The sequence below is a fragment of the Marinobacter psychrophilus genome (genome assembly GCF_001043175.1).
In the GTDB taxonomy this organism is placed as follows: domain Bacteria; phylum Pseudomonadota; class Gammaproteobacteria; order Pseudomonadales; family Oleiphilaceae; genus Marinobacter; species Marinobacter psychrophilus.
In genome coordinates this window covers 1605151-1619238 of the sequence record NZ_CP011494.1, presented here as the reverse complement: position 1 = coordinate 1619238, position 14088 = coordinate 1605151, and the positions used below count along the sequence as shown (strand labels likewise).

9 protein-coding genes are annotated in these 14088 nt (G+C 56.0%); 1 reads left to right on the top strand and 8 read right to left on the bottom strand.

Annotated features, from left to right (window positions below; all coding sequences use genetic code 11):
- Positions 1-92 precede the first annotated feature (92 nt).
- The 7 genes from cmk to purU form a co-directional block, all read right to left on the bottom strand.
- Positions 93-773, bottom strand: a complete 681-nt coding sequence (cmk, locus tag ABA45_RS07185) for a (d)CMP kinase (protein WP_048384953.1) — start codon at positions 771-773, stop codon at positions 93-95.
- A complete protein-coding gene (locus ABA45_RS07180; protein ID WP_048384951.1) occupies positions 773-3001 on the bottom strand; it encodes a bifunctional prephenate dehydrogenase/3-phosphoshikimate 1-carboxyvinyltransferase in 2229 nt (742 codons plus the stop codon). The genes cmk and ABA45_RS07180 overlap by 1 nt, the downstream gene beginning before the upstream one ends.
- 1 nt (position 3002) lies before the next feature.
- Positions 3003-4127, bottom strand: a complete 1125-nt coding sequence (hisC, locus tag ABA45_RS07175) for a histidinol-phosphate transaminase (RefSeq protein ID WP_048384948.1) — start codon at positions 4125-4127, stop codon at positions 3003-3005.
- A gap of 19 nt (positions 4128-4146) precedes the next feature.
- Positions 4147-5244, bottom strand: a complete 1098-nt coding sequence (pheA, locus tag ABA45_RS07170) for a prephenate dehydratase (RefSeq protein ID WP_048384946.1) — start codon at positions 5242-5244, stop codon at positions 4147-4149.
- A 2-nt stretch (positions 5245-5246) separates the two neighbouring features.
- A complete protein-coding gene (gene serC / locus ABA45_RS07165; protein WP_048384944.1) occupies positions 5247-6329 on the bottom strand; it encodes a 3-phosphoserine/phosphohydroxythreonine transaminase in 1083 nt (360 codons plus the stop codon).
- 51 nt (positions 6330-6380) lie between these two features.
- The gene (gene gyrA / locus ABA45_RS07160) at positions 6381-9068 is read right to left on the bottom strand and encodes a DNA gyrase subunit A (RefSeq protein WP_048384942.1); all 2688 of its coding nucleotides are present in this window, start codon (positions 9066-9068) and stop codon (positions 6381-6383) included.
- 127 nt (positions 9069-9195) lie between these two features.
- A complete protein-coding gene (purU, locus tag ABA45_RS07155) occupies positions 9196-10050 on the bottom strand; it encodes a formyltetrahydrofolate deformylase (RefSeq protein ID WP_048384940.1) in 855 nt (284 codons plus the stop codon).
- A 144-nt stretch (positions 10051-10194) separates the two neighbouring features.
- On the opposite strand from purU, the gene ggt reads away from it, so the two are divergent.
- Positions 10195-12015 (top strand): gamma-glutamyltransferase, encoded by a 1821-nt coding sequence (gene ggt / locus ABA45_RS07150; RefSeq protein WP_048384938.1) that lies wholly within the window; start codon positions 10195-10197, stop codon positions 12013-12015.
- A 14-nt stretch (positions 12016-12029) separates the two neighbouring features.
- Here the strand turns inward: ggt and ABA45_RS07145 are convergent, their stop codons facing one another.
- Positions 12030-14087, bottom strand: a complete 2058-nt coding sequence (locus ABA45_RS07145) for an FUSC family protein (RefSeq protein WP_048384936.1) — start codon at positions 14085-14087, stop codon at positions 12030-12032.
- Between the last annotated feature and the right edge of the window lies 1 nt (position 14088).

Here is a 14088-nt window from a genome sequence, read left to right as displayed (position 1 = left end):
CGCCAGCAACACGGTCTGTTAATTAAGTCCGGAATCAGCCTGGGGCTGGCAGATTGTGCTGTTCCCGGATTTCCAATGGCAAAAAGGTGCCGTCAGGCCTGGCCTGCTGCTGCCATACACCTGCCTAACACCTCTTCTATGCTTAAACCTGTGGAATCAATGACTTGCGCATCATCCGCGGGCTTAAGCGGGGCAGCTGAACGATTCATGTCCCGTTCATCACGTACCCGAATCTCTTCTAAAACGTTCGCAATACTAACATCGACGCCAGCTTGCAGCAACTGGCTAAAACGGCGTTGTGCCCGCTCTTCAGCACTGGCCGTCAAAAAGATTTTTACCGGTGCGTCCGGGAACACCACTGTGCCCATATCGCGACCGTCGGCTACCAGGCCTGGCGCCTTACGAAAATCGCGCTGGCGCTGCAAAAGAGCATCTCGCACGGACTGCATCACCGCCACTTTAGACGCGTTATTGCCACATTGTTCGGTGCGAATCGCCGCGTTTACATCTTCTCCGGCCAGCAGTACTTTTGTGGGCTCACCAGGGGCTGTGGGTTCAAAGGTGACATCCAGGCCGGCAGCCACCACGACCAAAGCAGGCTCGTTGTCTAGCGCCACGCCCTGGCGCTCGGCCGCCAATGCGGTCAAACGGTAAAGAGCGCCGCTGTCCAACAGATGCCAGCCCAACTTGCGCGCCAGCATTTGGGTAATAGTCCCCTTACCCGAACCACCCGGGCCATCGACCGTAATAACCGCTGCTAGCTGCGCACCCATCAGACGTCTCCCTGGCTTTGGATATTCATACCCACCTGCTGCGCCAGTTCAACAAAGCCGGGGAACGACGTTGCAACGTTGGCACAGTCGTTGATGACAATCTCGCCTTGTGCTCGCAGTGAGGCCACAGCAAACGACATGGCAATGCGATGGTCGCCGTGGCTGTTAACAATCCCGCCGGTCATGGCCTGGCCTCCGTCGATGATGATGCCGTCGGGAATGACCGTGGTTTTAACGCCTACGGCCGCCAAACCGTCGGCCATTGCCTGAATACGGTCACTTTCTTTAACCCGCAGTTCTTCCGCGCCACGCAGTGTGGTTCGGCCTTCGGCGAAAGTAGCAGCGATAAACAAGACCGGAAACTCGTCGATGGCCAGCGGCACGTCCCTTTCAGGAATGTCGATGCCTTTAAGTGGGGCGTAACGCACGCGAATATCCGCTACCGGCTCGCCGCCAATCGCGCGCTCGTTACTAACGTCAATGCTTGCTCCCATTAGCCGCAGTATATTAATTACACCGACACGCGTGGGATTCATACCGACGTGGCGCAATGTCAGGTCAGAGCCTGGCGCAATGCTGCCGGCTACCAAAAAAAACGCCGCGGACGAAATGTCGGCCGGCACGTCAATGTTGCAAGCGAGCAGCTTGCCGCCGCCGCTGACGCTGGAGGTCGCGTCATTGCGATACACATGGTAACCAAAACCTTCCAGCATGCGCTCGGTATGGTCACGCGTGGGCGCAGGCTCAGTAACTGAGGTAATGCCTTCGGCATATAATCCGGCCAGTAACAGGCAAGATTTTACCTGAGCACTCGCCACCGGCATGTCGTAGTGAATTCCGGTCAGTGGCTGGCTGCCGCGAATTTTCAGCGGTGGCCGTCCACCTTCGGCCGTGTCAATCACCGCACCCATGGCGCGCAGCGGATCGGCCACCCGGCTCATCGGCCGCTTGGTAAGGCTGGCGTCACCCACCAGTTCAGAGTCAAACGTCTGAGCCGCCAGCAAACCAGAAAACAGCCGCATTCCTGTGCCGGAGTTGCCCAAATAAATGGGCCCGCGCGGCGCCTGCAAACCGTTCATGCCAACACCGTGAATGCGCACGAAGCCATTGTTAGGGCCTTCAATGGTCACACCCATATCGCGAAAAGCCTGCACCGTGGCCAGGCTGTCTTCGCCTTCCAGAAAGCCGCTCACTTCGGTAATGCCCTCGGCCAAAGCGCCCAACATAATAGAGCGGTGCGACATGGATTTGTCGCCCGGCACCCGAATATCTCCCACAATTGGGCCAGCGGGCTGGGCCCGGAAGGTCACCTGATGTTCTGTATTGTTAGTCACGTAGGCCTGTCCTGAGAGCATTTTTGAAAAGTGTTCGCGAGCAGCTCTGGCACGAGTAAAAACCCGTAACAAAGTGTCCCCATCCTGGCCGGCAATGGCCGAACGCAGTTGGTCGAGATCTTGGGTAAACCGGTCAATCGTATGCAGCACAGCGTCGCGGTTTGACAGAAAGATATCACGCCACATAACCGGATCGCTGGCAGCAATGCGAGTAAAATCACGGAATCCGCCGGCCGCGTAACGGAATATATCCATATTCTGGTCGTCGCCGGCGAGAGTATCTACCAGGGAAAACGCAATAAGATGAGGCAAATGGCTAGTGGCGGCCAGCACCTCGTCATGATGCTCTGCAGCCATAGTCAGCACGTTAGCATCGCAGGCACGCCACATAGCGGTTACTTTGCCCAAGGCCTGCGGGCAAGCATCATCCGCAGGCGTCAAAATGACTTTGTGTTTGGCGAACAGTTGCGAATTCGCCGCCCGAATGCCGCTTTTCTCCGAGCCGGCAATGGGGTGGCCAGGTATCACCGTTGCTGGTAAATGCCCCAAAACCGCGCGCACATCGTTTACAAATCCACTTTTCGTACTACCCACATCAGTAATAATGGCATCGCCGTTCAGCGCCGGTTGTATTTCCCGCAACACCGACTGGGTGGCTTTTACTGGCACTGCCAACACCACCAGATCAGCTCCGCTGACCGCCTGCGCAGCAGACTCTGCAGCGCTGTCGATCACGCCCAACTCAACGCCCAGGGCCAGCTCGTCGGCGCGGGTGTCAAAACCCACCACTTCTTCCGCCAGCTTGTTTTCGCGCAGAGCCGCAGCCAACGAACCACCGATCAGCCCCAGACCAATTATCGCAACGCGCTGAAACAGAGGCTGAGCTACGGGCATGTTAAGCGCCCTGCCCGGACGCAACCAGCGTCTGGGAAAGGGCCTCTATAAAGCGCGCGTTTTCTTTCGCCAGACCCACCGACACCCGCAGGTGTCGCGGCATGCCGTAACCGGCGACGGGGCGCACAATCACACCGTGTGCCAAAAGCGCCTGATAAACATCCATGGCATGTTCACCCACATCTACCGCAATAAAGTTGGCCGTAGACGGAATATACGACAATCCCATGGCCTCAAACGCAGCACCAAGCTGAGCCAGGCCATCACTGTTCACCCTGCGCGCTTCATTCAGATAAGCTTCGTCGCCCAACACCGCAGTAGCCGCGGCTAAAGAAACGCTGCCCACGTTAAACGGCTGGCGCACCCGGTTAAGAATGTTGGCAATGGCCGCAGAGCTGATACTGTAACCAATGCGCAGCGCCGCCAGGCCCCAGGCTTTGGAAAAAGTGCGGCACACAATCAGATTGGGATAATCGGGCAACAGCACCAGGCCGTCGGCGTCGTCCTCGCCTTGCATGTATTCGCAGTAAGCTTCGTCTAACACCACCAGCACCCGCGCGGGCACTTTGTCCATAAACGCCTTCAAGGCTTTAGCGCCGTGCACCGTGCCTGTGGGGTTGTTGGGGTTGGCCACAAAAATAAGTTTTGTGCGATCGGTAATCGCCTCAGCCATCGCATTCAGATCATGTCCCCAGTGTTGCGCTGGAACACACACGCCCCGCGCGCCAATCGCTTGGGTAACAATCGGGTAAACGGCAAAGGCATACTGGGAATAGATCACTTCGTCATCAGCACTGGCAAAGCAACGGGCGATCACTTCCAGCAAGTCATTAGAACCGTTGCCCAGAGTCAGTTGTGACGTTTCTACAGTAAAACGCTTAGCCAAGGCCTGCTTCAAATTAAAGCCGTTACCGTCTGGATACAAGCACAACTCGCCCATCGCTTTTTGCGCAGCTTGCACGGCTTTCGGACTGGGGCCCAGTGGATTTTCGTTGCTGGCCAGCTTTATGATGTCGGCCGGATTCAGGCCCAGCTCGCGCGCCAACTCTGCAATTGGTTTACCCGGTTGATACGGCGATAACGCCTGAACACCGGATACTGCAAGACTCTGGTAATCAATCGCCATGATTTGTCCTTAAAGCGGGTTAAAGCACACCAATAGGGTAAGACCCCAAACGCTTGAGTTCTACCGCTTCTACATCCACTTCGGCCAACACTTTACGAGCGGGCTCGTCGTCCATATGGCCTTCAAAATCGATGTAGAACACATAGGCCCAGGTGCCCGTTTGCGAAGGCCGGGTTTCAATGCGAGTCAGGCTGATGCCGTGGCTGTGGAACGGTTCTAACAACTGATACAAAGCGCCCGGCTTATTGCGCATAGACACCAGCACTGACGACTTATCGTGACCGCTGGGGGTAACCGCTTCGCGGCCAATAATCAGAAAACGGGTGGTGTTGTCGGGCCGATCTTCAATGCTGTTTGCCAGCTTGACCAAACCGTAGAGCTCTGCCGCCATATCGCCGGCAATGGCTGCGGCGCCTGGCTCTGCCGCCGCACGGCGCGCCGCCTCAGCGTTGCTGGAAACGCTGATGCGTTCGATGCCGTAGCGGTGGGTATCCAGCCACTGGCGGCACTGGGCGAACGACTGCTGGTGCGAGTAAATTCGGGTGATTTCCTGGCCGTCGTGCTGCGGCGCCACCATCAGGTGGTGGTGAATGCGAAGTTGCACTTCGCCGCAGATTTTCAACGGCGACGACATGAACATATCCAGAGTGTGGTTGATCATGCCTTCGGTAGAATTCTCAACGGGCACTACGCCGTAGTGCGCAGCTCCAGATTCCACTTCGCGGAACACCGCATCAATGGCAGGCATGGGCACGCTCACCACCGAGTGGCCAAAGTGCTTGAGCGCAGCGGCCTGGGTAAAGGTGCCCAACGGCCCCAAAAAGGCAATGTGCATGGGTTTTTCAAGGGCCAGGCACACCGACATAATTTCGCGGAACAAGCGCGCCATTTCCTCGCCGGGCAACGGCCCCGGGTTTTGTTCCATAATACGGCGCAGTACCTGGGCTTCGCGTTCGGGGCGGTAGAAAACCACATCTTGCCCCGGATTGGCGGCCATTTTTACATGGGCAACTTCTTGGGCGCAGCGGGCGCGGGCACTGATCAGCTTCATAATCTGCTGATCAATACTGTCTATTTCGTCGCGCAGTTCCGCCAATCGAGCTTGCTCATCGCTCATGGTTAACCGCGCTCCTTGGCAAATTCCGCCATATAGAAGATCAGTGCGTCTACGCCGGCTTCCGGCATAGCGTTGTAGATGCTGGCTCGCATGCCGCCTACTGACCGGTGACCTTTCAGGTTCAGCAACTGGCGCTCATCAGCACCTTTTAAAAAAGCGCTGTTTAGAGCCTCGTCAGCAAGAATGAAGGGCACGTTCATCCGGGAGCGGAAGCGCGGGTCAATGGGGTTGGAGTACAACGGGTTGGTATCAATAAAATGGTACAGCTTTTTCGCTTTGCGGGCGTTGAGCTCGCCTATGGCGCTTACGCCGCCCTGATCTTTCAGCCACTTGAAAACCAGACCCGTAAGGTACCAAGAGTAAGTCGCCGGCGTGTTGAACATCGAGGCGTTATCGGCCATCACCTGATAGTTCATCATGGTCGGGATCTTCACGTGGGCTTTACCCAGCAAATCTTTGCGAACGATGACAACCACGAGGCCAGAAGGACCGATATTTTTCTGCGCGCCGGCGTAAATCAGACCGAATTTCGAGACGTCTACGGGGCACGACAGCATGCTGGATGACATGTCCGCAACCAAAGGCACCTTGCCGCTGTCGGGAACAAAATCAAACTCCAGACCACCGATGGTTTCATTGGGCGTGTAATGCAAATAAGCCGCATCAGCACGGGTTTTCCAGCCGGTCTGATCGGGCACGGTGGTAAAACCGCACCCGGCAGAGCTGGCCACCACATTCACGTCGCCGTAACGACGGGCTTCAGCGATGGCTTTTTCGGACCAGATACCGGTGTTCACGTAATCAGCGGAGGCTGAGTTACCCAGCAGATTCAGGGGCACAGTAGCAAACTGGCTAGAGGCGCCGCCCTGCATGAAAAGAACGGCGTAATCGTCTGATATTCCAGCCAAATCACGCACATCCTGCTCGGCAGTTTCGGCGATTTCAACAAACTCGTCGCTGCGATGGCTCATTTCCATCACCGACATGCCGGTACCGCGCCAGTCGAGCATTTCGTCCCGTGCCTGTAGCAGCACTTGTTCCGGCAAAGTTGCCGGGCCTGCACAAAAATTATACGCCCTGCTCATGTTGCTGTGGTCTCTCGCGTCTTGCTGATTCAGTGTGCCGGCTGCGGCGACTTATTCGTCGCCGGCATCCGCGTCGCCATTATCGTCTGCATCGGTACTGTTACCGTCAAGCGTTTCACCGCCTGCTTGCAGATTACTTTGCTCACTTGATGCATCTTCACCCGTGACACTTTCAACCTCGGTGTCTTCCCCGATGATCTCTTCAGCGTCGGTTTCTGCAATGCGCTCTACACCCACCAGGCGTTCGTCTTCCTGGCTGAGTTTGATCAGGCGCACACCCTGGGTGTTGCGACTGAGCACAGACACTTCATCTGTACGGGTACGAACCAGCGTGCCCTTGTCCGAGATCAGCATCATTTCGTCGCCGTCGAACAGTTGCAATGCAGTCACCAGGTTGCCGTTACGATCAGAACACTGCATGGCGATAACGCCTTGGCTGCCGCGACCGTACGTGGGGAATTCATCCAGGTTGGTGCGTTTGCCGTAGCCGTGTTCGCTCGCCATTAGTAGTACGGCGTTATCCTGTGGAATGATCAATGACACCACGTGATGGCCTTCGGCCATACGGATACCGCGTACACCCCGTGCTGTGCGACTCATCGGGCGCACCGCTTCTTCTTTAAAGCGCACCGCTTTACCGGCGGTGGAGAACAACATGATTTCGGCGCTGCCGTCGGTGATCGCCGCGCCAATCAGGGTGTCACCTTCGTCCAGCGACAGCGCAATCAGGCCACTGCTGCGTGGGCGGGAGAAGTTCGGCAGCGGGGTCTTTTTGACCACGCCGGCTGATGTTGCCATCAATACAAACTGATCTTCCGGGTAGTCTCTAACCGGCAGGAATGTGGTGATACGTTCACCCTCGTCCAGCGGCAGAATGTTCACCATCGGGCGGCCGCGTGAAGCACGGCTGGCGCGCGGAATTTCAAACACCCTCAACCAGTAGACCTTGCCACGGTTAGAGAAACACAAAATAGTGTCGTGAGAGTTAGCCACCAGCAGTTTTTCTACGAAATCTTCGTCTTTCATAGAGGTCGCCGCTTTACCACGACCGCCACGGCGCTGGGCCTGATAATCTTCCACCGCTTGAGTCTTGGCATAGCCACTGTGGGAAATGGTGACGACCAGTTCTTCTTCATCAATCAGATCGGCCACGGTCAAATCGCGGCGAGAGCTGGTGATTTCAGTGCGACGCTCGTCACCAAACTCTTCCACAATAGCTTGCAATTCATCGCGAATGACCTGCATCAGGCGCTCCGGATTACCCAGAATGTCCAACAAGTCGGCAATACGCTCCAGAATTTCGCGGTATTCGTTTTGCAGCTTTTCGGTTTCGAGACCCGTCAAGCGGTGCAAACGCAGGTCCAGAATCGCCTGGGCCTGTTCCGGAGACAGATGATATTTGCCATTGCGTAAGCCGTAAATTTCCGGCAAATCGTCCGGACGGCAGGCATCTTCACCAGCATGCTCCAGCATGGCCATCACGTCTTCGGATCCCCAGCCTTGGGCAATCAGCTTTTCCTTGGCTTCGGCGGCCGAAGGTGAGGCTTTAATCAGTGCGATGATCTCGTCAATGTTGGCCAGCGCAACCGCCAGACCTTCAAGAATATGACCACGTTCGCGGGCTTTACGTAGCTCAAAAATCGTCCGACGAGTAACCACTTCGCGACGGTGACGTATGAAGGCGTCCAGCATTTCCTTCAGATTGAGGATGCGCGGTTCGCCGTCAATCAGCGCCACCATGTTGATACCGAAAACGGTTTCAAGCTGGGTCTGTTTAAACAGGTTGTTAATGATTACGTCCGGGTTTTCACCGCGGCGCAATTCGATAACAACGCGAATGCCTTCCTTATTGGACTCGTCACGCAGCTCGGTGATGCCTTCCAGGCGCTTCTCTTTCACCAGCTCGGCGATTTTCTCGATCAACCGCGATTTGTTCAGCTGATACGGCAGCTCGGTGATGATCACCGCGTCGCGCTTGGTCTTGGCGTCGTGCTCTACTTCGTGACGGGCGCGAATGTACACGCGGCCACGGCCGGTGCGATACGCCTCAACAATGCCCGCACGACCGTTGATAATGCCCTCGGTGGGGAAATCCGGACCGGGGATGAACTCCATCAATTGATCAATGCTTAAGTCTGGGTCATCAATTAGTGCCAAACAGCCTTTCACCACCTCAGTGAGGTTGTGGGGCGGAATATTAGTGGCCATACCCACGGCGATACCAGACGAACCGTTGACCAGCAAGTTAGGCACGCGGGTAGGCATAACCACCGGAATCTGCTCTGTGCCATCGTAGTTGGGCACGAAATCGACCGTTTCTTTGTCCAGATCGGCCAGCAGAGAATGGGCGATCTTCTTCATGCGGATTTCGGTGTAACGCATGGCCGCGGCGTTGTCGCCGTCGATGGAGCCAAAGTTACCTTGGCCGTCTACCAGCGGATAACGCAGCGAAAACGGCTGGGCCATACGTACGATGGTGTCGTAAACCGCAGAGTCACCGTGCGGGTGGTATTTACCAATAACGTCACCCACCACGCGGGCGGACTTTTTATAGGCTTTGTTCCAGTCGTTGTTCAACACCGACATGGCGAACAGTACGCGACGATGTACCGGCTTAAGGCCGTCGCGCACATCCGGAAGTGCCCGGCCCACAATCACGCTCATAGCGTAATCCAGGTAGGACTGCTTCAACTCGTCTTCAATATTTACCGGCAGGATCTCTTTGGCTAACTCACCCATCGAGAAAGGTTCCTTTGCGTTAACTGAAAATCGTATCAGGGCCCGATTCTGACCCCGTTAATGAGTTCTGTGACAAGCCGAGCAGTATACCACACAGGCACCCTCCACGGGGCCTTGAGGGCTACTGTTAATCAAACACCACGGTCTTGTTTTCGTGAGTGATCACGCGGTCTTCGATATGCGACCGCAGACCGCGTGCCAACACACTTTTTTCCACATCTTTACCCAGGCGCACCATGTCGTCAGTGGTATCGCGGTGGGTGATGCGAATCACCGACTGTTCGATGATCGGGCCTTCGTCGAGGTCCTGAGTCACATAGTGACAAGTAGCCCCGATAAGCTTCACACCACGGCTGTAGGCCTGGTGATAAGGGCGGGCGCCGGCGAACGAAGGCAAAAAGCTGTGGTGAATATTGATCACCTTGCCCGCGTATTTGGCGCACAGTTCCGGCGGCAGAACCTGCATGTAGCGCGCCAGCACCACCACATCGACCTGGTACTGCTCGAACAGGTCTTCAATGTGGGCAAAGGCTTCTTCGCGATTGTCTTTACTGACCGGCACGTGGTGGTAAGGGATGTCGTGCCATTCCACCATGCGGCGCAGATCGTCGTGGTTGGACACTACCGCGACAATTTCGACGTTCAGTTCTTTGCTCTGCCAGCGGTGCAGCAGATCAGCCACGCAGTGGGATTCTTTGCTGCACATCAACACCACTTTTTTCGGCTGCGCCGAATCGGTGATACGCCAGTTCATGTTGAACTCGCGGGCGATGGGTGCAAACGCTGCGCGAAACTGTTCCAGGCCAAAGGGAATCGAGTTGGCCTTGATTTCGTGACGCATAAAAAACCAACCACTGTGGGTATCGGAATGGTGGCTTGCTTCGGTTATCCAGCCGTTGTAGGTGGACAAAAAATTACTCACCTTAGCGACAATTCCAACCCCGTCCGGGCAGGAAATCACAAGACGGTAGGTATGCTCCATGAAAGCCTTTCCTTAACTCAAACGCGGGAAAGCGGATACGTCGGGGGAAAGCCACAACCTGAAATCAAGCTGACGGCGTTACGCACCAATGAAAATAACGCGTTATGATAGCGTATCTGAACGCTGGAAACGAGGAGCTAACGCATGCACAGCCATCTACAGGCACCCGATTCAAAAACAGGCTCAAACTCCCGCTCAGGGCGATTAAAAGCCACCGTGCTGGGTGCTTTTGCTGTTAGCACCAAGTTGGTGGCTGTTAGTGCCCGTTTAATAGTGATCAGCACCAGTCTGGCTGTCAGTTACGGCGCCCACGCCGATGCCATTCTAGAGGGCGAACGCTTTAATCCGGTCACTGCTACGCAGGGCATGGTGTCTACCAGCCACGCCCTGGCCACCGAAGTCGCGCTGCAAATATTAAAAGACGGCGGTAATGCCGTGGATGCCGCGGTTACAGCTGGCTTCGCCCTGGCCGTTACCCAACCCCGCTCAGGCAATATTGGCGGCGGCGGTTTTATGTTGATAGCGCCGGGTGATGGCGCCGCGCCGGAAGCCATTGACTACCGCGAAACCGCGCCGGCAGCAGCCACCGAAGATCTGTTCCTGGACGACGATGGCAACGTGGTACAAAACCGCAGTCGCTTTACCCACAAAGCCGCAGGCGTGCCCGGCACGGTGGCCGGGCTGGCTCTAGCTCTGGAACGCCATGGCAGCATCAGCCTAAAGCAGGCTTTGGCGCCGGCAATCAAGCTGGCCAGTGACGGCTTTATAGTGCCGCGGCGCTTCAACGAAGGGCTGGAGCAGGCCCGCGAGCGCATGACCCTGTGGCCGGCCACCCTGAAAACCTTTTATAAAGAAGACGGCTCAGCCTGGCAGCCCGGCGAGCGCTTTCGCCAACCGGAACTAGCAGCAACTTTGCAACGCATCGCAGACCAAGGCACCGATGGCTTTTACAGAGGCGAAACTGCACGCCTGATTGCTGAAGAAATGGCCCGGCACGACGGCCTGATTACCGAGACTGATCTGGCCGGCTACAAGCCTGTCGTTCGCACACCGGTACACGGCACTTATCGCGGATACGACATTTATTCTATGTCGCCGCCCTCATCCGGCGGCGTTCACATCGTGCAGATTCTGAACATTATGGAAGGGTTCCCCATCGCGAAATTCGGCCACAACTCCGCCAGCGCCATTCACTTCATGGCCGAAGCCATGAAACTGGCCTACGCCGACCGCACACAATATCTGGGCGACACCGACTTTGTGGATGTGCCTGTGGCGGGATTAATCAGCAAGGGCTATGCAGAAGAATTACGCGGCACGATTAGAGCGGAAAAAGCCCGCCCGGCCAGCGAGATAAAACCGGGGCAGCCTGCGGCTTATGAAAGCCCTGAAACAACGCATTTTTCAGTGGTAGACCGTTGGGGTAATGCGGTATCAAATACTTACACCATCAACTTCAGTTACGGTTCAGGCATTACCGTGGCCGGCGCCGGTTTTTTATTGAATAACGAAATGGACGATTTCAGCGCCAAGCCAGGCGTACCCAACGCTTACGGTTTAATCGGCGGCGCAGCCAATAAGATCGAACCCGGCAAACGCATGCTCAGTTCCATGTCGCCTACCGTGGTTCGCAAAGACGGTCGCAACTTTCTGGTAACCGGCAGCCCTGGCGGCTCGCGCATCATAACCACGACTCTGCAGGTAATCATGAATGTGATTGACCACGGCATGAACATACAAAGCGCGGTCAGTGTGCCGCGTATTCATCACCAATGGCTGCCAGACCAGATTCGTATAGAGCAAGGCATTAGTGCAGACACAGTGAAGCTGCTTGAGAGCAAAGGTCACACGGTGGTCACTGACTCGGCGATGGGCGCTATTCAGAGCATTATGATTGGCGAAGATGGCACGCTTTACGGTGGCGCAGACCCTAGGCGCAGTACGTCATCGGCAATGGGTTTTTAAGGCGTCCGTAGCTCTCAGGTTTTGGTCAGGCTCGAAACAGTGCGCGCCGTGCGTTCAAATGTGAGCGCAATGCGCTCAAACATACCCTCAATAATAACCGTTTGTTGATCTGGCAAGTCCACTGAATGTACAGCCTGCAACAAACGGTCACTGGCTTCGCGAAACCCGGGGTTGAACTCGCCACGGGAACTCATTAGATAGGTATCTGCCAGCACCTGCTGCCAGTTAAACAACTCGGCATCTACCAGCGGCCCACGCCGCTTATGAACGAGTTTACGCAGGCGTATAGACGTGTGCCCCAGGTTAAGGCCGGTAAAACCCAGGTCCGTCATAAATCGTTCGCTGCGTTTATTTTCCTGATCGTAATTGGCCAGCCTCAGCAGGCGCTCACCCATGCGGCCGTTGTACCAGCGTTCCGGCGTGGGATGGTTGCTTATATCCACCAGATCTCGCGCTGTTGCGTGCAATAGCCGCCGCTTCATCAAATGGCTATCAGGCGGCGCAATCAGTTGAAATATCCAATAAAGCGCACCAATACCGACCAGCAGGCCGAGCGCGTTGTTGGCGGCGTCTGCGGCGTTAAATGTCATATCGTTACCAGGCTGGATAATCAGCGCGAAGGGAATGCAAAAACCCAGGCCGTAAGGCAAGGTTTCGCGGCTGGCCAACGCCACCAGGCCAATGTAATAAGGCCCGGCCAATACCAGTATCAGAACTTCAAAATCCCCACTGCTTTGTGACAGCAGTGCCAGCCCGAACACCAACGCCGCCGGTACCGCGACCACCACGCCCAATAGCAGGCGGCGAAGAAATACCTTCAGAAAGGCTAGAGAAAAACGTGCAAAAGTGACCGAAAAAACCACCGGCATAATCATCATCAAAATAGCCGAGGGGCTGGCAGTGGTCACCCAGACGGTGGCACCAAACAGAAACACCATGCCGGTACGGAAACCGTTGATGGCGCCAAACAGAGGGTCCCGATGAGTGGACAGCTTGGGGGCTTTCAGCAGCGTACTGTCGGGATTCTCCAGAGCTTTGTAGGCCCGCAACACCACTGCCAGGTCTGATGCCAGCTCTAAGGCCGTGCCTGCCAAGCGGGTAACAATCGCAGACTCATCTACAAACGCAGAACGCTGCTCCAGCAGCTGTCGTCGCAATGCCTGCGCCAGGCGGTAGGCTTCTTCGTAGTTGTCGGTCGCGACGACCAGGCGAAAATGGGTGCGCATGGTATCCAGCATTTGGCGAAACGCTGGCGACAGCAGGTCGTCGTGATTACGATGGAAACGGCCAAGAATTTGGGTCAGCGCCAACAGCGACAGCACCTTGTTGCTGAGCAGATTGGCAGCCCGGCTGCGCCCAGGACCCTCCGGGCTTTCATACACCACGGCGCTGGAGTCGTCTGCCAGCGCAACCAAGGTTTCCAGAATCTGCTCAGCGCTTTGGTGGCGCTGATCGTGGGAGCTTTGCGGGTCCAGCTCGAAGGTCAAATTTTCCAAAGTTCTATTAATAACCTTGCGGGCGTCGTCGCGCATCTGGTCTTTCACCATCATTGGCCACAGCAGCTTGCTAACTAACATGGCGCACACCGCGCCCACGGTGATTTCACTGATACGAGCCTGGGCAATATCAAACACGGCTTTGCTACTGGCGGCTTCGGCATTGGCCATCACCAGAATCACCACCAGAGCAGCGGTCATGCCGGCCATGGCAAAGGCATAAATAAAGTTTTTGCTGTGCACCATGGCCGCAGCCGCAGAGTTCAAGCTCACCCATAAAACCAGGCTGGCCAGTGCCAGCAGCGGATAAGGTATCAGCAGCGCCAGTATCAGGATGCCGACGGCACCCCCCAGCAGTGATCCCAGAATCAGGCACAGGGCTTTTTCAATTACCATACCGCTTTCCGGGCGGATCTGTAGAAAAATAGCGGCGACCAAGGCCCAGTAAGGCCGCTCCAACCCTAAATACATAGAGGTGAACAGCGCCATGGCCATGGCGATGAGGCCCTTGATGGCGAAAATCACCGCGTGCCTGTCGGGCATCAGCAACTGTGCAAGCCAAGGGTGTAGCTGCATA

Bases quoted from the DNA above. Each gene is read 5' to 3' on its own strand.
- cmk (WP_048384953.1), bottom strand. From the start codon at position 773: ATGGGTGCGCAGCTAGCAGCGGTTATTACGGTCGATGGCCCGGGTGGT.
- ABA45_RS07180 (WP_048384951.1), bottom strand. From the start codon at position 3,001: ATGCCCGTAGCTCAGCCTCTGTTTCAGCGCGTTGCGATAATTGGTCTG.
- hisC (WP_048384948.1), bottom strand. From the start codon at position 4,127: ATGGCGATTGATTACCAGAGTCTTGCAGTATCCGGTGTTCAGGCGTTA.
- pheA (WP_048384946.1), bottom strand. From the start codon at position 5,244: ATGAGCGATGAGCAAGCTCGATTGGCGGAACTGCGCGACGAAATAGAC.
- serC (WP_048384944.1), bottom strand. From the start codon at position 6,329: ATGAGCAGGGCGTATAATTTTTGTGCAGGCCCGGCAACTTTGCCGGAA.
- gyrA (WP_048384942.1), bottom strand. From the start codon at position 9,068: ATGGGTGAGTTAGCCAAAGAGATCCTGCCGGTAAATATTGAAGACGAG.
- purU (WP_048384940.1), bottom strand. From the start codon at position 10,050: ATGGAGCATACCTACCGTCTTGTGATTTCCTGCCCGGACGGGGTTGGA.
- ggt (WP_048384938.1), top strand. From the start codon at position 10,195: ATGCACAGCCATCTACAGGCACCCGATTCAAAAACAGGCTCAAACTCC.
- ABA45_RS07145 (WP_048384936.1), bottom strand. From the start codon at position 14,087: ATGCAGCTACACCCTTGGCTTGCACAGTTGCTGATGCCCGACAGGCAC.